Source organism: Manganibacter manganicus, assembly GCF_002075885.1.
GTDB lineage: Bacteria > Pseudomonadota > Alphaproteobacteria > Rhizobiales > Rhizobiaceae > Mesorhizobium > Mesorhizobium manganicum.
On the sequence record NZ_MDET01000001.1, the window covers coordinates 331,364 to 354,928 of the forward strand.

Below are 23,565 nucleotides of genomic sequence, written 5' to 3' on the forward strand. Positions count from 1 at the left end.
CCAATTGTTAAGATTGGGGGCCGTACAGTTCAGGCAATTCGGATTGCCGAATTGCCGATTGCACAGCATCAGAAATGTCTGGAACGTCCATGAAAACCAGTCGTCGTATGTTTCTTTCCGGGGCAGCCACGCTCGCAGCGACCGCGATCGCAGGCAGGGCGCGTGCGCAGGATTTCCTCGGTGACGTGCTTGGCGCGACCGCTCGCGGCGATTGGCAGGTGCAGTTCGACGCCCGCGTCAGCAATGGCGGGCAGGTCGCTTCGACGCTGCCGATCTTCAGCCCGCAGACGGTGAGTTTCACCGAACAGGCCATCGGACAATACCAGAATATCGCCGCGCAGGGCGGCTGGCAGCAGGTTCCCGATACCAAGAAACTCGAACTCGGCGTGGTCGACCCGGACGTCGTGCCATTGCGCAAGCGTTTGATGGTCGGCGGCGACCTGCCGCAAAGCGCCGGCTTTTCGCAGTCCTTCGATTCTTATGTCGATGCCGCGCTGCGGCGCTTCCAGGCACGGCACGGCCTGCCTGACGACGGCGTGACGGGCAAATACACCTTTGCCGCCATGAATGTCCCGGCGCAGATCCGGCTCAACCAATTGATGACCAATCTCGGCCGCCTGCGCGATAAGGTCGGCAAGCTTGGCGATCGTTACGTGCTGGTCAACATTCCTGCTGCCGAAATCGAGGCGGTGGAAAACGGACGCGTGGTTTCGCGCCATACGGCGGTCGTCGGCAAGATCGATCGCCAGACCCCGATCGTCAATTCCAAGATCAACGAGATCATCGTCAATCCGTACTGGAACGCGCCGGTTTCGATCGTACGCAAGGACATCATCCCCTTGATGCGCAAGAATCCGAACTACCTCAAGGACAGCCATATCCGGCTGTTCGCGCCGGATGGCAGCGAGGTCGATCCGATGACCATCGACTGGTCGACTGAGGAGGCGGCGAAATATCGCTTTCGGCAGGATCCGGGCGCCAATAACGCGATGGCGACGGTCAAGATCAATTTCCCGAGCCCCGACGGCGTCTATATGCACGATACGCCGCAAAAGAGCCTGTTCGGGCAGTTGATGCGCTTCGATTCCTCGGGCTGCGTGCGTGTCCAGAATGTGCGTGACCTTGTCACCTGGATCTTGCGCGACACGCCCGGCTGGGATCGCCAGCATTTTGAGGCCGCCATCAAGACCGGGGAAAGCCAGTCCGTGCCGGTGACAAATCCGGTGCCGGTGCATTTCCTCTACGTCACGGCCTGGTCCACCGGTCCCGGTGTCGTGCAGTTCCGCGACGACATTTATCATTGGGATGGAGCCAAGGAACTTGAATTGACCTCGGCGCTTTGATGCGAGTGTCCCGAATCCGAAATTCGCATCATTTCCGAGAGACGCCTTACGAATTTCGGATTCGAAAGGAACACTAGCAAATATATGACTCTAGTGTGGTTTCAGGATTTGAAATTCGTTCGGCGCCTTCGGTTCATTGTGCGACGAATTTCAAATCCACCACACTAGGGTAAGCAAGGTTTTGAGGGTCGCCTTCGGGCGGCCCTTTTTCATTTGTGCCAAAGGCGGCACGCCGACAAGCATGGTGCCGCAATCGGGCCAGCAAATTTCGCGCGGCAAACGTGGCGAGGCAAGGCCAATCGTGTTAATGGCGCGACGCATTTTCCTCGCAGCAAGGATGTCACGCCATGGCAATCGCAACGGCCGCTTCGAACGGTTCCTCGTCATTTTTCGAAACCACGCTTGCCGATGCGGACCCCGAAATATTCGGCTCCATCCGCAACGAACTTGGCCGCCAGCGCCATGAGATCGAATTGATCGCTTCAGAAAACATTGTCTCGCGTGCGGTGCTGGAGGCGCAAGGGTCGATCATGACCAACAAATATGCCGAGGGCTATCCGGGCAAACGCTATTATGGCGGTTGCCAGTTCGTCGATGTGGCCGAGGAACTGGCCATCGAGCGGGCGAAAAAGCTGTTTTCCTGCAATTTTGCCAATGTGCAGCCGAATTCCGGCAGCCAGATGAACCAGGCGGTGTTTCTGGCGCTGTTGCAGCCGGGCGATACCTTCATGGGGCTCGACCTCAATTCGGGCGGTCATCTCACGCACGGTTCGCCGGTCAATATGAGCGGCAAGTGGTTCAAGGTCGTATCCTACGGCGTGCGCAAGGACGATCATCTGCTCGACATGGACGAGGTGGAAAAAAAGGCGCGCGAGACGAAGCCGAAGCTGATTCTGGCCGGTGGCACCGCTTATTCGCGCATCTGGGACTGGAAACGCTTCCGCGAGATCGCCGATTCGATCGGCGCCTATCTGATGGTCGATATGGCCCACATCGCCGGCCTGGTGGCCGGTGGCGTGCATCCGTCGCCGCTGCCGCACGCGCATGTGGTGACGACGACGACGCACAAGAGCCTGCGCGGCCCGCGCGGCGGCATGACCCTGACCAATGACGAGGAAATCGCCAAGAAGATCAATTCGGCCGTGTTCCCCGGCCTGCAAGGCGGCCCGCTGATGCATGTCATCGCCGCCAAGGCGGTGGCGTTAGGCGAGGCGCTGAAACCCGAATTCAAGCTCTATGCCGAGAATGTCGCGGCCAACGCCAAGGCGCTGGCATCGAGCCTCCAGGAAACCGGGCTCGACATCGTTTCGGGCGGCACCGACAACCATCTGATGCTGGTTGATCTGCGCCCGAAGAACGCGACCGGCAAGCGGGCCGAACAGGCGCTGGGTCGCGCCAACATCACCTGCAACAAGAACGGTATTCCCTTCGATCCCGAAAAGCCGTTCGTTACCTCCGGCGTTCGCCTCGGCACGCCGGCCGGCACGACGCGCGGCTTCGGCCAGGCCGAATTCCGCGAGATCGGTCATCTGATCGCCGAAGTGCTGGACGGGCTGAAGGCGGCCAATTCCGATGAGGGCAATGCGGCCGTGGAAGCCGCGGTGAAAAAGAAGGTCGGCGCGTTGACGGACCGTTTCCCTATGTATTCCTACCAAGGCTGATCATCGGCATAGAAATTGTTGTGCGGCCTCGCTATCTCCCGATAGCGGGGCTGTTCTCGTATTTGCACTCGCGCCGAAAGGCTTTAAGCCTTCGCTATCGCCAGAAACGTAAGGCAACATCGATCATGCGCTGCCCCTATTGCCAGTCCGAAGACACGCAGGTGAAGGATTCGCGCCCCGCCGAGGATGGCACTGCCATTCGCCGGCGGCGTGTATGCCCCGATTGCGGCGGCCGTTTCACCACGTTCGAGCGTGTGCAGTTGCGCGATCTCGTGGTGGTCAAGAAATCGGGCCGCAAGGTGCCGTTCGACCGCGACAAACTGCTGCGTTCGGTAGAGATCGCCGTGCGCAAGCGCAACGTCGATCCGGAACGCATCGATCGGGCGGTGAGCGGCATCGTGCGCCAGTTGGAAAGCTCCGGCGAAACCGAGGTTCCGTCGGCGGAAGTCGGCCGTCTTGTCATGGATGCGCTGAAATCGCTGGATGATGTCGCCTATGTCCGTTTCGCCTCGGTCTATCGCAATTTCCGCGAAGCCAAGGACTTCCATGACGTGCTCGGCGAACTGAAGGGCGAAGAGGACGCCGAATGACCAGCGCGGACCCGGTGGCGCAGGAGGCGCTTGACCGCCGATATATGGCGGCCGCGCTTCGCCTTGCCCGCCGCAATGCCGGGCGCACCGGCACCAATCCCTCGGTCGGCACGATCATTGTCCGCGACGACGGCTCCGGCCCGATGATCGTAGGGACCGGCGTGACCGCTATTGGCGGCAGGCCGCATGCCGAGACCGAAGCATTGGCGGAAGCCGGAGAACTGGCGCGTGGCGCGACCGCCTATGTGACGCTGGAGCCTTGCGCGCATCATGGCCGCACGCCGCCCTGCGCCGAGGCGCTTGTTCGGGCCGGTATCACGCGTGTGGTCGGCGCGGCCAGCGATCCGGATTCGCGTGTTTCCGGCAAGGGCTATGCGATCCTGCGTACCGCCGGCCTGACGGTGACCGAACGGGTGTTGGCGGATGAGGCCGCCGATCATCTCGCAGGCTATCTCATCCGCTCCGTGAAGAAGCGGCCTGAAGTCATTCTCAAAATGGCATATTCGGCAGACAGAAAGATCGGTCGTGGCGGCGCCGGGCAGGTGGCGATTACCGGTGAGGTCAGCCGGCGTATCGTGCATATGATGCGGGCGGAGGCCGACGCCATCCTGGTCGGCATCGGCACCGCGCTGGAGGACGATCCGGCGTTGACGGTGCGGCTGCCCGGCCTCGAAAATCGTTCGCCGGTTCGAATCGTACTGGACAGCCGTTTTCGGCTGCCTGCGGATGCAAAACTCCTTGCCGATATCGAGCGCGTGCCGCTGTATCTCGTCGTCGGCCACGATGCCGATCCGCAGAAGCGGGCGGCGTTCGAGCGGCTTGGCGTACGCTTTATCGGTGCCGAGATACATGACGGCCATATCGCCCTGCCGGAATTGCTGGAAGATATCGCCGCGCTCGGCATGACGAGCCTGTTCGTGGAAGGCGGTGCGGCTGTGGCTAAATCCCTGCTCGAAGACGAACTGGTCGATCGTATCGTTCTTTTCCAAGGGGAAGTGGAGATCGGCGAAGGTGGTATTGCAACTCCCGTGGACGCCGCCCACATTCCTGCCGGTTTCCGCAAGCTGCGCGACATGCGCTTCGGTGACGATAGCTGTGCGGAATGGATCAGGGATATAGAGGCGGGTTGATGTTTACGGGAATTGTCACCGATGTCGGGACGGTCGCGCGGGTCGTGCCGCGCGATGAAGGGGTGGGGCTTCGAATCGAGACAGCCTATGACCCTGGAACGATCGACATCGGTGCCTCGATCTCTTGCTCCGGCGTATGCCTGACCGTGACCGCGTTGCCCGAAGCGGGCTCGAATGCCCGCTGGTTCGAGGTCGAGGCCTGGGAGGAGGCGCTGCGCCTTTCCACCGCGTCCGGCTGGCGGAAGGGCACGCGCATCAATCTGGAGCGGGCGCTGAAAATCGGCGACGAACTGGGCGGCCACATCGTCTCGGGTCATGTCGATGCCACCGCCGAGATCGTGGCGCGCGAAGAGGAAGGCGAGGCGGTGCGCTTCATTTTGGAAGCGCCGCGCGAATTCGCGAAATTCATCGCGCCGAAAGGCTCGGTGGCGCTGGACGGTACGTCGCTGACGGTCAACAAGGTGGAAGGCACGCGCTTCGACGTGCTTTTGATCCACCATTCGCTGACCGTGACCACCTGGGGCGAACGCAAGGTCGGCGACCGGGTCAATCTGGAGATCGACACCATGGCCCGTTACGCCGCACGACTTTCGCAGGCGGCGAGCGAGGGGCTGTAAGGCCGCGACACCAAACCAGCCAAGTTGATGCAGGAGGACGCTTGCGGTCAGCGTCACTTCGGCCTAAGTCACGCGCTTCTCGGAGATCGACATGGCAGGCACTTCCCAGCACGGCAAGGCATTCATCCGCCCTGAAAAGGCGCATGTGCTCATTATCGAGGCGCGATTTCATGACGGGCTGGCAGATGCGCTGCTCGAAGGCGCGATTGCCGCGCTGAAAGAGGCGGGCGCGAGCTACGACGTCGTGACGGTTCCGGGTTCGCTGGAAATTCCGGCCGTGATTACCTTCGCGCTCGATGGCGCCGCCGAGGGCGGCACGGCCTATGACGGTTTCGTGGCGCTGGGTACGGTCATTCGCGGCGATACTTATCATTTCGATATCGTTGCCAATGAATCGAGCCGCGCGCTGATGGATCTTTCGGTGCAGGAGGCCGTCTGCATCGGCAACGGCATCCTGACCACCGAGAATGAGGAGCAGGCCTGGACGCGCGCCCGCAGATCGGAAGCCGACAAGGGCGGTTTCGCGGCGCGTGCCGCGCTGACCATGATAGCGCTCAAGCAGAAGCTGGGAGGCGACGCGCGTTGACCGAACCCGTCCCCGTCACTCCACCCATACGCCAGGCGAACAAGCGCGGTGCTGCGCGCCTTGCGGCCGTGCAGGCGCTCTATCAGATGGATGTTGCCGGCAGCGGTCTTCTGGAAACGACGGCCGAATATGAAGCCTTCCGGCTCGGCAAGGAGGTCGACGGCGCGGTCTATCGCGAGGCGGACGCGCAGTGGTTCCGCGCCATCCTGGCCGGCGTGGTGGAAAACCAGAAAACGGTCGATCCGGTGATTCGCCAGGCGCTGACCGAAGACTGGCCGCTGTCGCGGCTCGATTCGACGCTGCGCGCTATCCTGCGCGCCGGCGTTTATGAGTTGATGAAGCGTGCTGACGTGCCGGTCGCTGTCATCGTTTCCGAATATGTCGATATCGCCAAGGCCTTCTATGTCGAGGACGAGCCGAAACTGGTCAATGCGGTGCTTGATCGCGTGGCGAAGCAAATGCGCGGCGGGAGCCGTGGCAAGGGCGCGTCATGACCGCGATCACCGCTGACCACACGGCAAGCGAGGCGCGTCGCACGGCGCTGATCCTGGCCGCTGCGCAAGCGGTTCTGGGTTCGGCGGCTCCTGTCTGCTTCGCCCTCGGCGCGCTCGCCGGGCATTTCATGCTCGGCGCCGACAAGTCGCTTTCGACGGCGCCGCTTACCGGTTTCAATGTCGGGGTCGCTCTTGGCGCGTTGCCGGCGGCAGCCATCATTCGTGCGCTTGGCCACCGCAACGGCTTCCTGACCGGCACCTTGCTGACAGCGCTGGGCGGCTTGATCGCGACGATTGCACTGTTTCAATCAAGCTTCTGGCTGTTTGCCGCCGGCCTTCTGGTGGTTGGCTCCGGCAGCGCCTTTGTGCAGCAGTTCCGCTTTGCCGCCGCCGACAATGCGCCGCCCGAATTCAAGGCGCGCGCCATTTCCTTCGTGCTGGCGGGTGGTATCATCACTGCGGTGCTCGGCCCGCAAACGGTGATCTTCACCCATGATCTCCTGATGCCGGTGCCGTTTGCCGGCTCTTTTGCCGCCATCATGGCGCTGGCCGCGGTCGGCGGCGGCATCCTGTTCCTGCTGCGGCGCGCCGCTGGCCATGGTCGGCTGCGGCTTTTCTTCCGATCAGGCGACACTCGGCATTTCGTGGCACGTCATGGCCATGTACGGGCCGAGTTTCTTCACCGGCCGCATCATCCACCGAATCGGCGCCGCCACCGTGGTGGCAATCGGCTTCCTGCTGCTGATCGCCTGCGCGCTGGTGGCGATGTCCGGCATCCATCTGTGGCAGTTCTGGAGCGCCTTGATCCTGCTCGGCCTCGGCTGGAATTTCGCCTTCATCGGCTCCACGGCCATCGTCGCGCAATGCTACACCCCCGAAGAAAAGGGCCGGACGCAGGGCTTCCACGATTTCGTGCTGTTCTCCAGCGTCGCCTTCGCGTCATTGATGTCGGGCGCGGTCTATAATGGCTGGGGCTGGGACGCGCTGGTTCGCATCGTCCTGCCGGTTGCGGGCCTCGGCCTGGTGGCGATCGTCGCACTTGGGTTGAGCAGCCGGCGTCGCCCCGCCTGAGCCTTCGCGACCGTGAATGTCATCGGGCAAAGATGCCCGAGTGCCATCCGTTCGGCCTGAAAGTACGCGCAAAGCCCGACACCGTCTTGACGTTCTCGAACGAACCTGCTCGCATGCGTCCCATCGACGCGGCGCCCGGAGGAAACGACGCCGGTCGGAGTCCAATGTCCGGGGAGGGGTCTTCCGGACCAGCAGTCGAGGAAAAATCCGCAAATGACTATGCTTTATGTCGTCATTCTCTGCGGCGTGCTTTCCGTTGTCTATGCGATATGGGCAACGCAGTCGGTTCTTGCAGCCGACCAGGGCAATGCGCGCATGCAGGAAATCTCAGCCGCCATACGTGAAGGCGCGCAGGCCTATCTCGCCCGTCAATACACCACCATTGCCGTTGTCGGCGTGGTTGTCTTCCTGCTCGCCTGGTGGCTGCTTTCCGGCACGGCCGCACTCGGCTTTCTGATCGGCGCCATACTTTCGGGGGCTGCCGGCTTCATCGGCATGCATGTTTCGGTGCGTGCCAATGTGCGCACCGCGCAGGCTGCTTCCAACAGCCTCGCGGCCGGTCTCGATATCGCCTTCAAGTCGGGCGCCATCACCGGCATGCTGGTGGCCGGCCTCGCGCTGCTTGGCGTGTCCGTCTATTACTGGTTCCTCACCGGGCCGCTCGGCCATCCGCTGGCCAGCCGCGAAGTGGTCGATTCGCTGGTGGCGCTGGGCTTCGGCGCTTCGCTGATCTCCATCTTCGCCCGCCTCGGCGGCGGCATTTTCACCAAGGGGGCCGATGTCGGCGGCGATCTCGTCGGCAAGGTCGAGGCCGGAATTCCCGAGGACGATCCGCGTAATCCGGCGACCATCGCCGACAATGTCGGCGACAATGTCGGCGACTGTGCCGGGATGGCCGCCGATCTGTTCGAAACCTACGCGGTGACAGTGGTGGCGACCATGGTATTGGCCGCCATTTTCTTTGGCAGTGCACCCAATCTGGCCGATGTGATGCTTTATCCGCTGGCCGTCTGCGGCGCCTGCATCATCACGTCGATTGTCGGCACCTTTTTCGTCAAGCTCGGCTCCAACGGCTCGATCATGGGCGCGCTCTACAAAGGGTTGATCGTCACCGGCGTCCTGTCCGTCATCGGCCTTGGCGCAGCCACGTCGCTGACGATCGGCTGGGGGGATCTCGGGACCGCCAACGACATGATGGTCACCGGTACAAACCTGTTCATCTGCGGCCTGGTCGGTCTGCTGGTGACCGGGCTGATCGTCGTTATCACCGAATATTATACCGGCACGGACAAGCGCCCGGTCAATTCCATCGCCCAGGCGTCGGTGACGGGCCACGGCACGAACGTCATCCAGGGTCTCGCGGTTTCGCTGGAATCGACAGCCCTGCCGGCTATCGTCATCGTTGGCGGCATCATTGCCACCTATCAATTGGCCGGCCTGTTCGGCACCGCGATTGCCGTCACCTCCATGCTCGGGCTTGCCGGCATGATCGTGGCGCTCGATGCCTTCGGCCCGGTCACGGATAATGCCGGTGGTATCGCTGAAATGGCGGGCCTGCCGAAAGAGGTGCGTCAATCCACCGACGCGCTCGACGCGGTCGGCAACACTACCAAGGCGGTCACCAAGGGCTATGCCATCGGCTCGGCCGGGCTTGGCGCGCTGGTGCTTTTCGCGGCCTATTCGAACGACCTGAAGTTCTTTGCCGCCAATGGCGACAAATATCCCTACTTCCAGGGCATGGGCGAGGTCTCCTTCGACCTGTCGAATCCCTATGTGGTGGCCGGCCTGCTGTTCGGCGGGCTGATCCCCTATCTGTTCGGCGGCATCGCCATGACGGCGGTGGGGCGTGCGGCGGGTTCGATCGTGGAGGAAGTGCGCAAACAGTTCCGCGAGGATCCCGGCATCATGCAGGGCACATCGAAGCCGAATTACGCACGCGCGGTCGATCTTTTGACCAAGGCGGCGATCAAGGAGATGATCGTCCCGTCGCTGCTGCCGGTGCTGGCGCCGCTCGTCGTCTATTTCGGCGTGCTGCTCATTTCAGGCTCCAAGGCCTCGGCTTTTGCCGCGCTCGGCGCCTCACTGCTCGGCGTCATCGTCAACGGCCTGTTCGTGGCAATCTCGATGACCTCCGGCGGCGGCGCCTGGGATAACGCCAAGAAATCGTTCGAGGATGGCTTCACTGACAAGGACGGCGTCAAGCATCTCAAGGGTTCCGAGGCGCACAAGGCTTCGGTGACGGGCGACACCGTCGGCGATCCGTATAAGGATACCGCCGGTCCTGCCGTAAACCCGGCAATCAAGATCACCAATATTGTGGCGTTGCTGCTTTTGGCGATTTTGGCGCATAGCGCGGCTGGCTGAACAGCCTTGGCTGGCGGGATAAAGGCCCCGCCTCAGATCTCGAAATGAAAAGCCCGCGGGATCGCTTCCGCGGGCTTTTGTCCCGATAAAGAAGGTTCGGCGCGGTCTACATGCCGTTGCCGGCGCCCATAAGGCTGCCGGCCGCGCTCGGCGTGAGCTTGCCGGCACCGGAAATGATCTGGGAGAGGAAATTCTGGTCCTTGCCGCCAGTCGGCGTCGTGCGCGAGATGAAGTCGAACACCTTGCCGTCCTTCAAGCCGTACTTGGCAATGCGATCGACCCGGCCTTCCTTGTTGAAATAGACAGCCAGGACCTGTTGATCGATGAGCTTCGGCTTTGCGAAGGCGGCAGAGCGGCGGCGGGTCTGGGAAATGTAGTAGAAGACCTCATTGTCGAAGATGGCGGTGGTCGAAGGACTGCCGAGCGCCAGCAACACCTGCTCGCGGCTGGAGCCGACGGGCACGGAATCGATCGCCTGTTGGTCGATCACATAGCCCTGGTGCAGGGTTTCGCCCGGTGTGACATCGCCAAACATCTTCGTCGAGTTGCAGGCCGAAAGCGCCGTGGCGAGCGCCACAACGGAAACGATGCCAACCGGCCGTGACGATAGTGCCGACTTGAATTTCAGCGCGCGCAACAACAACTCCATCCAATCCGCCGGCTCCGTCCGATTGGTCCTTTTTTGATAGCCCAATCGGATACCCACACCGGTTGTTTCGGCCTCGGCCGCGTCGTTTCGCCGTTGTCGCCTGGGCGCCAATCCGGATACACGCGCTTGCGCGAGGTGGCAAAAGCGGTAAACCAGCTTGGCTGCCGATGCAACAAGGCCGCACCAACAAACGGTTTCGGAGACCCTCCGCATGTTCCAGCGCCTGTTTGGCCGCGAACGTCAAGCCAACCGCGCCATCACCGAGGCCCTGTACGGTGAAATCGTGGCAGCGGCGCGGCAGCCACGCTTTTATTCCGAATGGAAAGTGCCGGATACGCCGCTCGGCCGCTTCGAGATGCTGTCGCTTATGATGCTTGTGTTCCAGCACCGCCTGCATGGCGAGAAGGGTGCGTCGCCGGAGATTGCCCAGGTGCTGATCGACGAGTTCTTCAAGGATGTCGAGCATTCGCTGCGTGAGCTTGGCATCAGCGATGTCGGCGTGCCGAAACGCATGAAGAAACTGGCCAGGATGTATTACGGGCGTACGGCTGCCTATGCCGACGCGCTCGACCGCGATGACCAGCCGGCCTTGGCGGCAGCCCTTACCCGCAATGTCTATCCCGATGCGAATGGTTGGCCCGATCCGGACGGTTGGTTGGAATCGCAGCACCTTGCCGCCTATGTGATGAGGGTGAGACAGGCGTTGGCGTCGCAGGCTTCGGAAGCAATCTGTGCAGGCCGTATCAGCTTTCCGCCGGCATCGGGAGACGACAATGCAGCATGACGAAGCCCAAAGCCCGGTGTCGTTCGCTGCACATGTCGCGCGCCTGCCGCAAGCCGGCCTGCCCGTCGTGATCGAAGCTGACGAAGCCCAGCGCGCCGCGCTCGCGGAGGCGCATGGGCTGCTTTCGGTGGAGGTGTACCGCGCCGAGCTTCTCGTCAGCCGCTGGAAGCGCAACGGCGTGAAGGTGTCCGGATCGGTGAAGGCCGACATTACGCAAGCCTGCGTGGTCACGCTCGATCCCGTCACCGCTCATATTGAAGAGGCGGTCGATGGGCTGTTCCTGCCGCAAGATTCCAATTTCGGCCGTGAAGGTTTTAGCGGCGGCGGCGAGATATTGATCGACGCCGAGGGACCGGATGCGCCGGAAACCTTCATTGGCGATACGGTTGATGTCGGGGCGCTGGCCGAGCAGTTCTTCGGCCTGGCCATCGACCCCTATCCACGCCGGGCCGGCGCGCATCTGGAAACCAAAGCCGACGACGAGGATAAGGAAGAAAGCGAATTCCAGCGAAAGCTGCGTGCGCTGCTCCCCAAAAACTGAAAGCCGGGCGATGAGAAGGAAAATTGGTTGTGCGTCGGCTTAAAACAGCTATTTTCGCCGAGCATCGCGGGGCCTTATAAGCAGGCTGTGAAGTGTTAGGAAACGATGAGATGAATATCGCGTGATCAGGATTTCCATTGACGCCATGGGCGGCGACCATGGGCCGGACGTGGTCATTCCCGCGCTCATGACGGTCGCGACCCGCCGACCTGATGCGCATTTCATCATCTACGGGCAGGAGAATCTGGTTCGCCCGATCCTCGACAAACACCCCCGGCTGGCCGAGAACAGCGAACTCGTGCATTGCGACGTTGCAGTCGGCATGGACGAAAAGCCGAGCCAGGCGCTGCGCCATGGCCGCTGGAAGTCTTCCATGTGGAAGGCGATCGAGGCGGTCAAGAGCGATGCGGCCGATGTCTGCATTTCCGCCGGTAACACGGGCGCGCTGATGGCGATGTCGAAATTCTGTCTGCGCACCATGGCCAGTATCGATCGCCCGGCAATTGCCGCGATCTGGCCGACATTGCGTGGCGAAAGCGTGGTTCTGGATGTCGGTGCGGGCATTGGCGCGGATGCCCACCAACTCGTCGATTTCGCCATTTTGGGCACCGGCATGGCGCGTGCGGTCTTTGGCATTGAACGGCCGAGCGTCGGGCTGCTCAATGTCGGTGTCGAGGAGGTCAAGGGCCAGGAAGAGGTCAAGGAGGCCGGGCAGATGCTGCGCGAAGCCAATCTGGCATCGCTGGATTATCGTGGCTTCGTCGAAGGCAACGATATTGGCAAGGGCGCGGTGGACGTGGTGGTCACGGAAGGATTTTCCGGAAATATCGCGCTCAAGACCGCCGAGGGCACGGCTCGCCAGTTTGCCGCCTATCTGCGCGAAGCGATAGGCCGAAGTCTTTTGTCACGGTTGGGCTATATTCTGGCAAAGGGGGCTTTCGATCGTCTGCGGGAAAAGCTCGATGTCGGGCGTTCCAATGGCGGCGTATTCCTCGGGCTCAACGGCATTGTGGTGAAAAGCCATGGCGGGGCCGATTCGGACGGGTTCGCGGCCGCAGTCGATCTTGGCTACGACATGGTGCGTAACCGGCTGCTCGACCGCATTGAGGCCGATCTCGACCTTTTTCATGCGCGTAATCCCAAGGCCGCCGGGGCTAGGCGATCCGACGTCGAAACCGACGAAGAAGGATAGGACAAAACCCTTGATCAGATCAGTTGTGCGCGGCATCGGTTCCGCGCTGCCTCGCCGAATCATGAAGAATGCCGATTTCGAGGGCATGGTCGAGACCTCTGACGAGTGGATCGCCCAACGCACCGGCATCCGCCAGCGCCATATCGCCGGCGACGACGAGACAACGGCCTCTCTGGGTGAAGCGGCGGCGCGCTCGGCACTGGCCAATGCCGAGTTGACGCCTGACGACATCGACCTGATCGTGCTGGCGACATCCACGCCAAACAATACGTTTCCGGCAACAGCGGTCGAAATCCAAAACCGGCTTGGCATGCGGCAAGGTTTCGCCTTCGACATGCAGGCGGTGTGTTCCGGTTTCGTCTATGCGGTGACGACTGCCGATCTCTATATCAAGGGCGGGCTTGCGCGCCGCGTTCTGGTGATCGGTGCCGAAACCTTCTCGCGTATCCTCGACTGGACCGACCGCTCGACCTGCGTTCTGTTCGGGGATGGCGCCGGCGCGCTGATCCTGGAGGCGGCGGAAGGCGAAGGCACAATCGCCGATCGGGGGATCCTGGCGGCCAGCTTGCGCTCCGACGGCACGCACAGGGACAAGCTTTATGTCGATGGCGGGCCTTCGACCACCGGGACGGTCGGGCAGCTTCGGATGGAAGGCCGCGAAGTGTTCAAACATGCCGTCGGGATGATAACCGACGTGATCGAAGCGACGTTCAGCCAGGCCGGCATTGGGGCCGCCGATCTTGACTGGTTCGTGCCGCATCAGGCGAACAAAAGGATTATCGACGCGTCCGCCAAAAAACTCGGCATAGACGACGACAAGGTGGTGATTACCGTCGATCTCCATGGCAATACCTCGGCGGCATCGGTGCCGCTGGCGCTTTCCGTCGCGGCGGCGGACGGCCGTATCAGGCGTGGCGATCTGGTGCTGCTTGAAGCGATGGGCGGCGGCTTCACCTGGGGCGCGGTACTGTTGCGCTGGTAGGGCGGTGACCGTGCGTCATGCGCAGGCGTGCCGAACCTGCCGGTTCTGTCCTTGACCTTGGCGGATCAATTACTTAGGCTCCGTCGCTGCTTGTAATGATCAACAATTTTCCAACGATGGGACTCTCGGATGGGGGGAAAGACACTCACGCGTGCTGACCTCGCGGAAGCGGTTTACCGCAAGGTCGGCCTGTCGCGAACGGAATCGGCCGAACTGGTGGAAGCCGTTCTCGATGAGATTTGCGAGGCGATCGTGCGGGGCGAGACGGTGAAACTGTCCTCCTTCGCCACTTTTCATGTCCGTTCGAAGAACGAACGCATCGGCCGCAACCCGAAAACGGGTGAGGAAGTGCCGATCCTGCCGCGCCGGGTGATGACCTTCAAGGCTTCCAATGTATTAAAGAACCGCATTTTGCGGGCACATCAAAACAACAAGGCCAAGGAAGCCACATAGGTTTTTCGTGCCTGCCGACGGAATGACAGGTGTATTATGCGGTTGAAAACCGCCCCGCATCTGGCGCCGAGGGTTGAATGGAAGGTTGTAACCCGCTGAAATATGGTGCGATTCGGCGCCACGCAGCGTCGAATCCCTGTCCAGTTCGAGGATGTGACCTTCGAGGAAGTGACCATGGACAAGAGCCCCGATGCCTTCCGGACCATCAGCGAAGTCGCTGAGGAACTGGACCTGCCGCAGCATGTGCTGCGGTTTTGGGAAACGCGGTTCAACCAGATCAAGCCGATGAAACGTGGCGGCGGTCGCCGCTATTACAGGCCGCAGGATGTCGAACTGATCAAGGGCATCCGCCATATGCTCTATGACCAGGGCTACACGATCAAGGGCGTTCAGAAACTCCTGCGTGAAAACGGCAACCAGTTCCTGATCGCCATAGGCAATGGCGACATGGCCGCTGTCGAGGCGATTTCGCAACGCAAGCAGGCGGACGCCGTGCCGCTGACCCCTGGTGCGCAGCCACGCACCGACGATGAGATGTTGGTGGGACAGCCGAAGACGAAGCCGAGCCGTCGCTTCTTCAGCCTTGGCAAGGGCGAAGAGGAGGGGCCGGTCTCGGCCGATGCCGGCAAGCTTTCGCGAGACAACCGCGCACTTTTGCAGGAAGCCCTGTTCGACCTGCTGGAATGCAAGCGCCTTCTCGATCAGGTGCGCTAAGCCGGCAGTGCGCAAAGGTTGCCACAGACAGGAATGTTGTTGCGTTATCCGGTATGGATGGGCGTAACCGATTCTGTTCCGCCCGTTACCAAAGCGCGCCGCGATCTTTTAGATTCGCTCCATGCACTTTAGCCGGTCGGGTTCAGGCGAGCCGCCAACCGTAAAATCAGGGACGACGTATCGGCCGCATCGGCGTCTGGTTGCTTTCGCCCGCCGATAACACCCGCAATCGTATGCCTGCTTCACGTAAGAGCGTTCATATCGGTGCTGTCGATAGCTTTCGCTGCAGACATGATTCGAACATCGGTAAGTTGAAAATGGTCGGAGTGGCGGGATTCGAACCCACGACCCCTTGACCCCCAGTCTTAGTATATATGTTTTATAGCCATTCCTAACGTTGCACGTGACGGGCATAAACCGCAGAATTGCAACGCATTGCAACCAATGTCCTCTTGACTAATATCCCGAGTCTACCTAAACGCTGGCTACATAGTGGCTATAAAGGAGGCGGGTATGGCTACAATCAAGATCACTGCGGCGGCAGTTTCGGGTGTCATGGAAGGCGCCAAGCCGAACCGCACGACCTTTTATTTCGATGACGATCTGACGGGTTTCGGCTTCTATCGAACAACGGGCGGTACGGGCACATTCTTCGCCGAGTTCCGGCCGGTTGCTGGCGGTAGCAAGAAGCGCATGAAGCTAGGGCGCGTCGGCACACTGAAGGCCAGCGAAGCGCGCGAGGCCGCACGGAGGGCGATTGCCCACGCCGGCCTTGGCAAAGACCTTGCCAAGGATCGTGCAAACGATCGGGCAAGCGCCACCGTCAAAAAGCTGGTAGCGGACTATGTTGCCGAAAAGGAAATGAAGCCGACGACGCGATCTTTCTACGAGATCACACTGGCCAAACATATTGATCCGCAGATCGGCACAACGAAGGCGACAGCTTTGACACGCGTTGACGTGCAGCGCGCACATGCTGCCATATCGAAGCGCGGCAAATACTCGGCCAATCGTGCCGTCGCGCTTTTGTCGGCCGCGTATGGCTGGGGAGCCAAGAATGGCCACGTTCCGGAGGGCTTTAATCCCGCTGCCGGCGTTGACCGTAACCGCGAGGAAGGGCGCGAGCGATTCCTGACCGCTGCCGAAATGGCTCGGCTCGGAGACGCCATGCGAGAAGCAGAGACGGTCGGCTTCGAAGTAAACGCGGGTAATGCCAAGCACGCCCCGAAAGGCCAGCGGGTTGTGATGCACCCGTCTGTGACTGGCGCTATCAGGCTCATCATGCTGACGGGATGCAGGTTGCGCGAAATCCTCCATCTGCGCTGGTCCGAAGTCGACGCCGAGCGGGGTTTTCTGTTTCTGCCTGACAGCAAGACGGGCAGAAAAACTGTTGTCCTGTCGACTGCCGCGCAAGATGTGCTCTCCGCTCTTCCGCGTATCGGCGTTTACGTCATCGCTGGCGAGAGTGCTGGAATGCCAGATGAGAAGCCGCGCGCAGACCTGAAGCGTCCATGGTCAGCGATATGCAAGCGAGCCGGATTGGAGGGTTTACGGATACACGATCTCCGACATTCCTTTGCGTCCGTTGGCGCATGGTCGGGAATGGGCTTGCCCGTCATTGGCAAATTGCTAGGCCACGCCGATTCCGCCACCACCGCCCGTTACGCCCATATCGCAGACGACGCGTCGAGGCGGGCCGCGGACGTCATTGCTGACCAGATTGCGACCGCGATGGGGGTGAAGTGATGGCGCCGCTTCCGAAGGGCTTCAGTCTGCAGGCTTTGCCGATCTCGGCTGCCATCGCAGAAGGGCGCACAAAAGACGCCGAGAGGTTGACCTACGATATATTGAATGCCGGCAACGCGGATAAGGTCGTGCAGAAGATCGCTGCCGACATGATTCGTCGACACAAGCGACCACGAGGACGCAAAAAATCACTTCCGCAATTTTGGTTGCAAATTGGCGAGCAGTTTTCCTGGCTCCGCTCTGATGGTGTGAAGTATGAGGACGCGTTGCGCCAGGTGGCCGATGAATTTGGCTACTCTGAGACGCACGTTCGAAAGGCCATCAAGGAATATGACGATGCCCGCGAGGCATCGGAAGACGCGACCCGTGAACTTTATGAAGAATGGGAGGCGCGGGACGGACGCCGCAAGTAAATACGATTTATTCGCCTAAATTCGCGAAACGGAAACGCGTAGGTACGTCATGCCACCACAAACAAAAGGAGGTGTTCATGGCAAACCTACGAGTACGACAAGCCGCAGAATATGTCGGCTTGTCCAAATCTTTTCTCGACAAGGCCCGCTGCTTCGGCGCTGGGCCGGCTTTCGCGAAGCTTGGCAAGACCATCATTTACAGCACTGATGACCTAGATGCATGGGTGGCCGCAAACCGTCGCGCACCAGCCAACGATAACCTGCGTGCAGCGAGGGCAGCGGCATGAATACCATTCGAATCGAATACACCTCATTCATCGTCGGCGGATTCGATGCCACACGCGAGGAATATTGGAACGCCTACGAGCCGGAGGAAATACCGGATGGCGAGGATATCGTCACCGAAGTGGAAAGCATCGAGAACTCGCCGGATGGCGGTGTCGAGATAAGGCTTGCCGGTGTTTACGCGTTCACGCCGACAAATAGACAATTTGCCCGACTTCTCAGGTCTATCGGAATCAAAGAATTACACAATGCGGAGGATGTACTGTTCCGCCCGCTCACGTGCCGCGTCGACGATGGCAAGGTGGTGCGTTGGTATTTCCCCGACATGGCAAACGTGCCTGACGACGCCACCGACATGACGACATACGGGCGCAATAAGGCATCTCAGCCGGCGTGGGCCGCAGCATGAGCCTCCATTCCGCCGCAGCCGCATTGGGCGGCGAGATATATAGCCGCAACAAAATCCTTTGCCCCGGCCCAGGTCATGGCAGGGCTGATCGTTCTCTATCGGTGACATTCACGGACACAGGGTTCATCGTCAATTCCTTCGCGGACGACGACTGGAAGGAATGCCGCGATCACGTCAAGGCAGTTCTTGGCCTGTCCGCCGATCGTCCCGTCGAGTACCGCGAGCCAGTCCCGACCTTTGACCCAGACCGCGCACGCAAGCAGAAGAGCGCCGCTGGCATATGGGCGCGCTCGGTTCCCATCGCCGGAACGCTGGCCGAGACCTACTTGCGCTCGCGTGGCCTGACCTACGAGAGCGACGCGCTGCGCTTCCATCACGGCAAGCGCATGATGGTTGCCCAGATTACCGACGCCATTACCGGCGACCCCATCGGCCTTCACCGCACGTTCCTCGACCACGAAGGCAACCGTACGGGAAAGATGATGCTAGGCGCTGCCGCAGGCGGCGTTGTGCGGCTGTCGGCAGACGAGGACGTGACAGCGGGCCTTGCCGTTGCGGAGGGCATCGAAACCGCCCTGGCGGCGCCCTTTCGGCCAGTCTGGGCATGCTTGTCGGCCGGCAACATGGCTCGGTTCCCGGTTCTTGCGGGCATCGAGACTTTGACCATCTTCGCCGATAACGACCGCAGCGGAACCGGTGAACGGGATGCCTTCTCATGCGCCGAGCGGTGGCATGCGGCGGGTAAGGAGGTTGAAGTGCGGATGCTGGCGGAAGTCGGCAGGGACTATGCAGATTTGAAGGAGGCGGCATGAACGCGCAGGAGAAGTCGTGGAAATTTGAGCCGGGCCAGGAGGCTCCGAAGCGTGAGGCGGCGAACGACAATAGCCCTGAATGGGAATTTGACGACGAGCAGCCGGCCGAGATTCCGGAATTTCTACAGCCAGACAAGGTGCTGGCCGACTTCACGCGCCCCGGCGGCTTTGTCGAAGAATGCGTGGACTGGATTGTATCTTCGGCTGAAACCCCGTCACGGGAGTTGGCGCTGTCGGCTGTTCTGCCCTTCGTTGCCTCGCTGATTGGCCGGCGCTACGGCACCACCACACGCGACACGCGGGCGAACATGTATGTTGTGGCGCTCGCGCCGTCTGGATTCGGCAAGGACCATGCGCGAGGTCAATTGAAGCGACTCCGACAGGCCGCAGACGGGTGGCTGGACAAATTTTATGGCCCGGAGCGTATCATGTCCGCGTCAGCGCTTCGGAATGCGCTTCAGGATTGTCCGAACAGAATCTGCCTGATTGACGAGTTTGGGGGATTCGTACGTGATATCACTGACCGTAAATCGGGTGCGCACCTGCGTGGAATTTCGACGGACCTGCGCGATTTCTTCTCCGCGTCGTCTTCACTGTTCGGGGGCGCCGAGTACGCGAACACGAAGGCCGTCACCATCCATAACCCGAACCTGAATATATATGGCACCGCGACACCCGGCCAGTTCTGGTCAGCCATGCGCAATGCATCGGCTGAGGACGGGCTACTTCCGCGTTTCCTGTTGTTCAGCCTGGAGCGGGCAGCGGAAGCCGAACTGGTCGTACCGGACATGCCGGTCGGGACCGTGCCCGAAAAAATCATCGATCGCGCAATCAAGCTTGCTGGCATCAATCGTCACGTCGACGACAAACCCAACGTTAGCCAAGTGCTTGAACGCACCGCGCAGGAGGGGGGCAAACTGCCATTGCCGGTAATTGGCGTCGCATGGACCGACGATGCAATCGAGGCCCTGAAAGTATTCAAGCGCGCCGAAATCAAAGCCACGCGCGAGGTGAGCGAGCAGACCGCGCCGTTCGTCGCACGCACGGCCGAGTATGCGATTAAACTTGCACTCATCCTGGCGGTTACGAGCACGACCAAAAGCGAGCAACGGATTGCCCGTGGTCGTACCAAACACACGTGGTCGCGTCCGCTGGTAGACGTGCGCATCTGGGAATGGGCATCCGGCCTTGCGCGCCGCTGTATCGCTGACATGGTGCAGGCCGTCGACCGCTTTGTTGCCGAGAACGAAAAAGAGGCAATTTCCAAGACCGTGCGCGACGTCATTGCCCGCGCGAAGGATAAGGGCATCACTGAAGGCGGCATCATCCGTGCGCTACCAGAGGGACACACCTCACGCATACGCGCTGAGGTGCTTTCCGACCTGATTTTATCCGGTCGCGCTCGGCACGTCGAAAAGGAACCCGGACCCAGGGGTGGCCCGAAATCGAGCAGGTACTTCGCGGGCCGAGGGTTGTGAGGAGTTATAACTGGGTTACGTCGGAGTTATTTTTCCGTAACTCAAGCCAAAAAGGCAAGCAATATCATATAGATATAAGACTATAGTAGGTTACGTTAGTTATTTGATGGGGGGTCCAGTTTTGGATCTGGAATGGATACCCCCCCAAAATAACCGTCGTAACTGTTTTGACCTGTCAAGTTATTGAAAACAAACGGAAAAAAGGCCGAGGTTACGTTTTACGCAACCCGGTTACTAACTCACGTTACTGGAGCTTCAGCATGACCACCACCACCGAGACCACCACCGACGAACCCATCCGCGATGTGACCGGCCGCCCCGTCACTGTGGCCAAGCCGCGGCTCGGCAGAAGGCTTTCATGGGAGGCGTTCTATCGTGAATTCCCGCACCTCCAGCCCGACAACCAGAACGACCAGACGGACGCGGCGGCATGACGGGGGTATTCCAGTCTCCAGGCCGCCAGCCCTGCGGACCGGTGGGGCAACACGCAGCGAACGCTATTACAGTTTTTCCTCGCGCGTGCGCGCAAGCGCGCGAGGCACCGGGGGCACTTCGAACTCAAGGCGGGCTTTCTCCCTGACCATCGCGACTAGGAACGCTTACGCGCGTGCAAAATGGGGAGGGAAAAGTGGGTACTTTTCTCTTTTCATTTTGGCCACGGATTTCTCTTCCTGGATGCGTCGGTCATGGGAGATGCGGCCCCCGACTTTTTCGCCCGCCGGTCGGGGTACATGCAACTCGACATGCCCGACCTCAGCCAGACCCGCCGTGTTCGCATTCGCAACTAAAAAAGCAGCTTTGATTTTTAATCAGAGGCCGGGCCTATCAGAAGTCTAGCACCTGCTCAGGCCCACACCGGTCGGGCTCAGACGCACGAAACGCCGCAGGTTTCCATCTCTTTTTTCGGGGGGGCGTTATCAAAAGTCCAGACCCTCACCAGCCCGTACCGCCGCCATCCAGACGTTGTGCAAAACGTGTAGAAAAAAGTTTTGCGCCTAACCCAAATTTGAGCCGCGCCAAGACGGCAATCCAAAGGACAGACAAAAAGATGACGAAATTCCGAGGCGGAATGCCGGCACTGCGCTGGCTGGCAAAAAAGGATCCTGCCGCCGCGCTCGCTGTGCTGGAGGAAATCCGCGACTCCCGCCACCAGACACACCGTGGTGCCGAGCCGGGATATCTCGACGCGCGTGACCGCAGCACTGACGATGCAGAGCATTTCGTGCGGGACGGAGCAGACGACACTGACGCGACATGCGCGCCAGTGACTCTCGCCAACATGTCGGAACCTACGCAAGACGGCCCGGATGAGATCCACGCCGAGTCGTTGCACGAGATCAAACCCAGCGAGCGTGATATCTGCCGCGCCCTCGGCTGGATCGAGTTCCCCTATACGGGGCGCTCCGCACCGCTAGGCTGGTGCATGCATTGTGCTTGTGGGTCATTGTCGCCAACGGAAGGCGGTCACCTTCGACCGACCTTTGACGGCCCGCGCGCGCACTTGGCCGGTTTGGTGTTCGCTACCGGTAAGGGTGCCGTCAAGCAACGCGACGGTCTCATGATCAGCTATATCGACGCCAGCGGCAAGGAACAGCGACCATCGTATACCACCAGCAAGCCGCGTGGCGGCAAGCGCCCCCACAGGACCAAAGCCGCGATTGCCGGCTATCTCGCCATGCCCGCGGCTATCTCGTCACCACTGCGCGTTGATGGCTACCGGCGTCCAATGAGCGGCCAGCCGGCGCTCATGCCAATGCGGACACCCCTGCAGCGGCGCGCTCCTGATAAATCGCTCGACGTCTGTGGGCAGCTTGATCGCGTTGGTCGGTACGGCGTTGCAGAAGCGCGGGCGGAATTAGTGGCATTTGGCGTTGACGGTTCCGTTCCTTTCGAGATGCTACCATTCCCGGCCACACGCTGCCCGACCGTCATCGCCCGAGGCTCCCGCTTTGTTGCTGGCATCACAGGCGCAAAACAGACGGCCAGCGTTCCAGCACCATCGTGGCAAACGCCGGCAACGAAGGCCCTGTCGCCGATCCTTCAGGAAGTGGCCAGCCGCGGTAATCTGGAATCGATTGGCGCCGTCCTTGGCTATAAAGGCGGCTCTCGTGATCGTGCCGGAGGAAGGGCTTTACTTGCGGCCGGCAGAGCATTGCTTGCGAGTAACGACAATCGCCCACAGCCCGCCGCACAGGCGGCCTAAGCTTGTTTTTGGTATTGCCCTAGCCGATCTAGAAAGATCGCGTAAGCGCCGATGTATGGCTTAAATAAGCGGTGCCAAATAGCGTAGCGTGGGCGCGTATATAGTGACAGCGGATTTCATCACTCTGTTGTTGTCCTTAGCACTTGGGTCGCCGTTACTGGCGGCCCATTTTTCTATCATTTGCGAAAATAAAGGAGGCAGCCGTGAAACTTTCGGAGGCCGTTGAACTACTTGCGCGCCGCCTCTCCTTGAAGCGCGGGCGCGTCGCGGCGATTGCCAATCGGCTTCAGCACGCTGGCATGATCGCACTGGCCGAGGCCAAGAAGACACCGCCCGACCTTTCGGACGACGAAATGGCCAGCCTTACGCTTGCTGTGCTGGCTGAGAACGGCGTCGAAACTGCCGCCAGCCGCGCACGCGACTATGGCGGTATGACGTCCACTGACGGTTACAGGTTAGCGGAATCACTGCGGGCAGTGCTGTCCGGCCAAGCGCAGCCGGGCGACATCATCGTCCGTGAAGGCGGTGCCCACGCGACTGTGAACGGCAGTTACATCGTCTTCGGCTCACCCGCAGAAGACGGCCCTGCGCGGTTCTGCACGGGTGCAACCCTGTCGGCAATCGTCGCCGAGATACAGGGTCTAACACCCGGCACAGCAGACGCTGTGGCAGCAATCACAAGGATCCACAATGGAAATTACTGAATTGATCGACGCAGCCGCTAAGGCCGCGGTCGAGCATGTAGAACTGCCGCCCCACGTTGCCGAGTTGCTGGCAGGGCGGAGGCAGGACGGGACGTACGCTCTCACTGACTACGCCTTCGGCGTCTACTTTCCCGAGGAAGACCGCGCGGCAAACCTTGCCAATCGCCGCAATGCCCAGACCGAGGGGCGAAACCCCGACGACTACACGGGCTCGGCGTCGCTCGCGCAGATGCGTGAGTCAGCGTTCCGGCAGGTTAATTACGCGCTTTTGACGAGCGGCGGGGTTCCCCCCGTAACCGCCCGCGAAACAATCAACGCCGCCATCGAGCGCGGCAATATCTAGG

The 23,565-nt window shown here is 60.8% G+C and carries 26 protein-coding genes and 1 pseudogene; 25 read left to right on the forward strand and 2 right to left on the reverse strand.

Annotated features, from left to right (window positions below; translation table 11 throughout):
* Positions 1-89 precede the first annotated feature (89 nt).
* Positions 90-1,343 (forward strand): L,D-transpeptidase family protein, encoded by a 1,254-nt coding sequence (locus BFN67_RS01540; RefSeq protein WP_080917809.1) that lies wholly within the window; start codon positions 90-92, stop codon positions 1,341-1,343.
* Positions 1,344-1,493: 150 nt separating this feature from the next.
* Here the strand turns inward: BFN67_RS01540 and BFN67_RS24245 are convergent, their stop codons facing one another.
* Complete coding sequence (locus tag BFN67_RS24245) at positions 1,494-1,664, reverse strand: hypothetical protein (protein ID WP_158083454.1); 171 nt, start codon at positions 1,662-1,664, stop codon at positions 1,494-1,496.
* A gap of 26 nt (positions 1,665-1,690) precedes the next feature.
* Here BFN67_RS24245 and glyA point away from each other — a divergent pair, with 26 nt between their 5' ends.
* From glyA to BFN67_RS01580, 8 genes and pseudogenes are all read left to right on the forward strand, one after another.
* On the forward strand, positions 1,691-3,004 hold the full coding sequence (gene glyA / locus BFN67_RS01545) for a serine hydroxymethyltransferase (RefSeq protein WP_080917810.1): 1,314 nt from the start codon (positions 1,691-1,693) through the stop codon (positions 3,002-3,004).
* A 125-nt stretch (positions 3,005-3,129) separates the two neighbouring features.
* The gene (nrdR, locus tag BFN67_RS01550) at positions 3,130-3,594 is read left to right on the forward strand and encodes a transcriptional regulator NrdR (protein WP_080917811.1); all 465 of its coding nucleotides are present in this window, start codon (positions 3,130-3,132) and stop codon (positions 3,592-3,594) included.
* A complete protein-coding gene (ribD, locus tag BFN67_RS01555; protein ID WP_080917812.1) occupies positions 3,591-4,724 on the forward strand; it encodes a bifunctional diaminohydroxyphosphoribosylaminopyrimidine deaminase/5-amino-6-(5-phosphoribosylamino)uracil reductase RibD in 1,134 nt (377 codons plus the stop codon). Before nrdR ends, ribD begins: the two co-directional genes overlap by 4 nt.
* Entirely contained in the window at positions 4,724-5,341 is a 618-nt protein-coding gene (locus BFN67_RS01560; RefSeq protein ID WP_080917813.1) for a riboflavin synthase, read from the forward strand. The genes ribD and BFN67_RS01560 overlap by 1 nt, the downstream gene beginning before the upstream one ends.
* A 91-nt stretch (positions 5,342-5,432) precedes the next feature.
* On the forward strand, positions 5,433-5,927 hold the full coding sequence (gene ribH / locus BFN67_RS01565; protein ID WP_080917814.1) for a 6,7-dimethyl-8-ribityllumazine synthase: 495 nt from the start codon (positions 5,433-5,435) through the stop codon (positions 5,925-5,927).
* Entirely contained in the window at positions 5,924-6,421 is a 498-nt protein-coding gene (nusB, locus tag BFN67_RS01570) for a transcription antitermination factor NusB (RefSeq protein WP_080917815.1), read from the forward strand. Before ribH ends, nusB begins: the two co-directional genes overlap by 4 nt.
* A pseudogene (locus BFN67_RS01575) lies at positions 6,418-7,492 on the forward strand (MFS transporter). Before nusB ends, BFN67_RS01575 begins: the two are co-directional and overlap by 4 nt.
* A gap of 213 nt (positions 7,493-7,705) precedes the next feature.
* A complete protein-coding gene (locus BFN67_RS01580) occupies positions 7,706-9,856 on the forward strand; it encodes a sodium-translocating pyrophosphatase (protein ID WP_080917816.1) in 2,151 nt (716 codons plus the stop codon).
* 106 nt (positions 9,857-9,962) lie between these two features.
* Here the strand turns inward: BFN67_RS01580 and BFN67_RS01585 are convergent, their stop codons facing one another.
* Positions 9,963-10,505, reverse strand: a complete 543-nt coding sequence (locus BFN67_RS01585; RefSeq protein ID WP_192856742.1) for an outer membrane protein assembly factor BamE — start codon at positions 10,503-10,505, stop codon at positions 9,963-9,965.
* A 211-nt stretch (positions 10,506-10,716) separates the two neighbouring features.
* Between BFN67_RS01585 and BFN67_RS01590 the strand changes: the two genes are divergently transcribed.
* From BFN67_RS01590 to BFN67_RS01660, 16 genes are all read left to right on the forward strand, one after another.
* On the forward strand, positions 10,717-11,289 hold the full coding sequence (locus BFN67_RS01590; RefSeq protein ID WP_080917817.1) for a ubiquinol-cytochrome C chaperone family protein: 573 nt from the start codon (positions 10,717-10,719) through the stop codon (positions 11,287-11,289).
* Positions 11,279-11,830: a YceD family protein gene (locus tag BFN67_RS01595; protein ID WP_080917818.1), complete on the forward strand. Its 552-nt coding sequence runs from the start codon at positions 11,279-11,281 to the stop codon at positions 11,828-11,830. Before BFN67_RS01590 ends, BFN67_RS01595 begins: the two co-directional genes overlap by 11 nt.
* Before the next feature lie 121 nt (positions 11,831-11,951).
* Positions 11,952-13,022: a phosphate acyltransferase PlsX gene (plsX, locus tag BFN67_RS01600; RefSeq protein WP_080917819.1), complete on the forward strand. Its 1,071-nt coding sequence runs from the start codon at positions 11,952-11,954 to the stop codon at positions 13,020-13,022.
* A 10-nt stretch (positions 13,023-13,032) separates the two neighbouring features.
* Positions 13,033-14,004: a beta-ketoacyl-ACP synthase III gene (locus BFN67_RS01605; RefSeq protein WP_080917820.1), complete on the forward strand. Its 972-nt coding sequence runs from the start codon at positions 13,033-13,035 to the stop codon at positions 14,002-14,004.
* Between the two features lie 129 nt (positions 14,005-14,133).
* Entirely contained in the window at positions 14,134-14,457 is a 324-nt protein-coding gene (locus tag BFN67_RS01610) for an integration host factor subunit alpha (protein WP_080917821.1), read from the forward strand.
* 174 nt (positions 14,458-14,631) lie between these two features.
* On the forward strand, positions 14,632-15,171 hold the full coding sequence (locus BFN67_RS01615; RefSeq protein WP_080917939.1) for a MerR family transcriptional regulator: 540 nt from the start codon (positions 14,632-14,634) through the stop codon (positions 15,169-15,171).
* 513 nt (positions 15,172-15,684) lie between these two features.
* A complete protein-coding gene (locus BFN67_RS01620) occupies positions 15,685-16,917 on the forward strand; it encodes a tyrosine-type recombinase/integrase (protein ID WP_080917940.1) in 1,233 nt (410 codons plus the stop codon).
* Positions 16,917-17,330: a hypothetical protein gene (locus BFN67_RS01625; protein WP_080917822.1), complete on the forward strand. Its 414-nt coding sequence runs from the start codon at positions 16,917-16,919 to the stop codon at positions 17,328-17,330. The genes BFN67_RS01620 and BFN67_RS01625 overlap by 1 nt, the downstream gene beginning before the upstream one ends.
* Before the next feature lie 77 nt (positions 17,331-17,407).
* Positions 17,408-17,617, forward strand: a complete 210-nt coding sequence (locus BFN67_RS25280) for a helix-turn-helix transcriptional regulator (RefSeq protein ID WP_080917823.1) — start codon at positions 17,408-17,410, stop codon at positions 17,615-17,617.
* The gene (locus tag BFN67_RS01635; RefSeq protein WP_080917824.1) at positions 17,614-18,024 is read left to right on the forward strand and encodes a hypothetical protein; all 411 of its coding nucleotides are present in this window, start codon (positions 17,614-17,616) and stop codon (positions 18,022-18,024) included. The genes BFN67_RS25280 and BFN67_RS01635 overlap by 4 nt, the downstream gene beginning before the upstream one ends.
* A 101-nt stretch (positions 18,025-18,125) precedes the next feature.
* Complete coding sequence (locus BFN67_RS01640; protein WP_245295122.1) at positions 18,126-18,836, forward strand: DUF7146 domain-containing protein; 711 nt, start codon at positions 18,126-18,128, stop codon at positions 18,834-18,836.
* On the forward strand, positions 18,833-20,314 hold the full coding sequence (locus BFN67_RS01645; protein ID WP_080917826.1) for a YfjI family protein: 1,482 nt from the start codon (positions 18,833-18,835) through the stop codon (positions 20,312-20,314). The genes BFN67_RS01640 and BFN67_RS01645 overlap by 4 nt, the downstream gene beginning before the upstream one ends.
* Positions 20,315-20,574: 260 nt before the next feature.
* Positions 20,575-20,748, forward strand: a complete 174-nt coding sequence (locus BFN67_RS24250) for a hypothetical protein (RefSeq protein ID WP_158083455.1) — start codon at positions 20,575-20,577, stop codon at positions 20,746-20,748.
* A gap of 635 nt (positions 20,749-21,383) precedes the next feature.
* Positions 21,384-22,517: a hypothetical protein gene (locus BFN67_RS01650; protein WP_139788974.1), complete on the forward strand. Its 1,134-nt coding sequence runs from the start codon at positions 21,384-21,386 to the stop codon at positions 22,515-22,517.
* Between the two features lie 203 nt (positions 22,518-22,720).
* The gene (locus BFN67_RS01655) at positions 22,721-23,221 is read left to right on the forward strand and encodes a hypothetical protein (RefSeq protein WP_139788975.1); all 501 of its coding nucleotides are present in this window, start codon (positions 22,721-22,723) and stop codon (positions 23,219-23,221) included.
* On the forward strand, positions 23,208-23,564 hold the full coding sequence (locus BFN67_RS01660) for a hypothetical protein (RefSeq protein WP_080917829.1): 357 nt from the start codon (positions 23,208-23,210) through the stop codon (positions 23,562-23,564). Before BFN67_RS01655 ends, BFN67_RS01660 begins: the two co-directional genes overlap by 14 nt.
* The last annotated feature ends 1 nt before the right edge of the window (position 23,565 follow it).

Excerpts from the sequence above, each read along its gene's own strand:
- BFN67_RS01540 (WP_080917809.1), top strand. The coding sequence starts at position 90 with ATGAAAACCAGTCGTCGTATGTTTCTTTCCGGGGCAGCCACGCTCGCA.
- BFN67_RS24245 (WP_158083454.1), bottom strand. The coding sequence starts at position 1,664 with ATGCGTCGCGCCATTAACACGATTGGCCTTGCCTCGCCACGTTTGCCG.
- glyA (WP_080917810.1), top strand. The coding sequence starts at position 1,691 with ATGGCAATCGCAACGGCCGCTTCGAACGGTTCCTCGTCATTTTTCGAA.
- nrdR (WP_080917811.1), top strand. The coding sequence starts at position 3,130 with ATGCGCTGCCCCTATTGCCAGTCCGAAGACACGCAGGTGAAGGATTCG.
- ribD (WP_080917812.1), top strand. The coding sequence starts at position 3,591 with ATGACCAGCGCGGACCCGGTGGCGCAGGAGGCGCTTGACCGCCGATAT.
- BFN67_RS01560 (WP_080917813.1), top strand. The coding sequence starts at position 4,724 with ATGTTTACGGGAATTGTCACCGATGTCGGGACGGTCGCGCGGGTCGTG.
- ribH (WP_080917814.1), top strand. The coding sequence starts at position 5,433 with ATGGCAGGCACTTCCCAGCACGGCAAGGCATTCATCCGCCCTGAAAAG.
- BFN67_RS01580 (WP_080917816.1), top strand. The coding sequence starts at position 7,706 with ATGACTATGCTTTATGTCGTCATTCTCTGCGGCGTGCTTTCCGTTGTC.
- BFN67_RS01585 (WP_192856742.1), bottom strand. The coding sequence starts at position 10,505 with ATGGAGTTGTTGTTGCGCGCGCTGAAATTCAAGTCGGCACTATCGTCA.
- BFN67_RS01590 (WP_080917817.1), top strand. The coding sequence starts at position 10,717 with ATGTTCCAGCGCCTGTTTGGCCGCGAACGTCAAGCCAACCGCGCCATC.
- BFN67_RS01595 (WP_080917818.1), top strand. The coding sequence starts at position 11,279 with ATGCAGCATGACGAAGCCCAAAGCCCGGTGTCGTTCGCTGCACATGTC.
- BFN67_RS01610 (WP_080917821.1), top strand. The coding sequence starts at position 14,134 with ATGGGGGGAAAGACACTCACGCGTGCTGACCTCGCGGAAGCGGTTTAC.
- BFN67_RS01615 (WP_080917939.1), top strand. The coding sequence starts at position 14,632 with ATGGACAAGAGCCCCGATGCCTTCCGGACCATCAGCGAAGTCGCTGAG.
- BFN67_RS01620 (WP_080917940.1), top strand. The coding sequence starts at position 15,685 with ATGGCTACAATCAAGATCACTGCGGCGGCAGTTTCGGGTGTCATGGAA.
- BFN67_RS01625 (WP_080917822.1), top strand. The coding sequence starts at position 16,917 with ATGGCGCCGCTTCCGAAGGGCTTCAGTCTGCAGGCTTTGCCGATCTCG.
- BFN67_RS25280 (WP_080917823.1), top strand. The coding sequence starts at position 17,408 with ATGGCAAACCTACGAGTACGACAAGCCGCAGAATATGTCGGCTTGTCC.
- BFN67_RS01635 (WP_080917824.1), top strand. The coding sequence starts at position 17,614 with ATGAATACCATTCGAATCGAATACACCTCATTCATCGTCGGCGGATTC.
- BFN67_RS01645 (WP_080917826.1), top strand. The coding sequence starts at position 18,833 with ATGAACGCGCAGGAGAAGTCGTGGAAATTTGAGCCGGGCCAGGAGGCT.
- BFN67_RS24250 (WP_158083455.1), top strand. The coding sequence starts at position 20,575 with ATGACCACCACCACCGAGACCACCACCGACGAACCCATCCGCGATGTG.
- BFN67_RS01650 (WP_139788974.1), top strand. The coding sequence starts at position 21,384 with ATGCCGGCACTGCGCTGGCTGGCAAAAAAGGATCCTGCCGCCGCGCTC.
- BFN67_RS01660 (WP_080917829.1), top strand. The coding sequence starts at position 23,208 with ATGGAAATTACTGAATTGATCGACGCAGCCGCTAAGGCCGCGGTCGAG.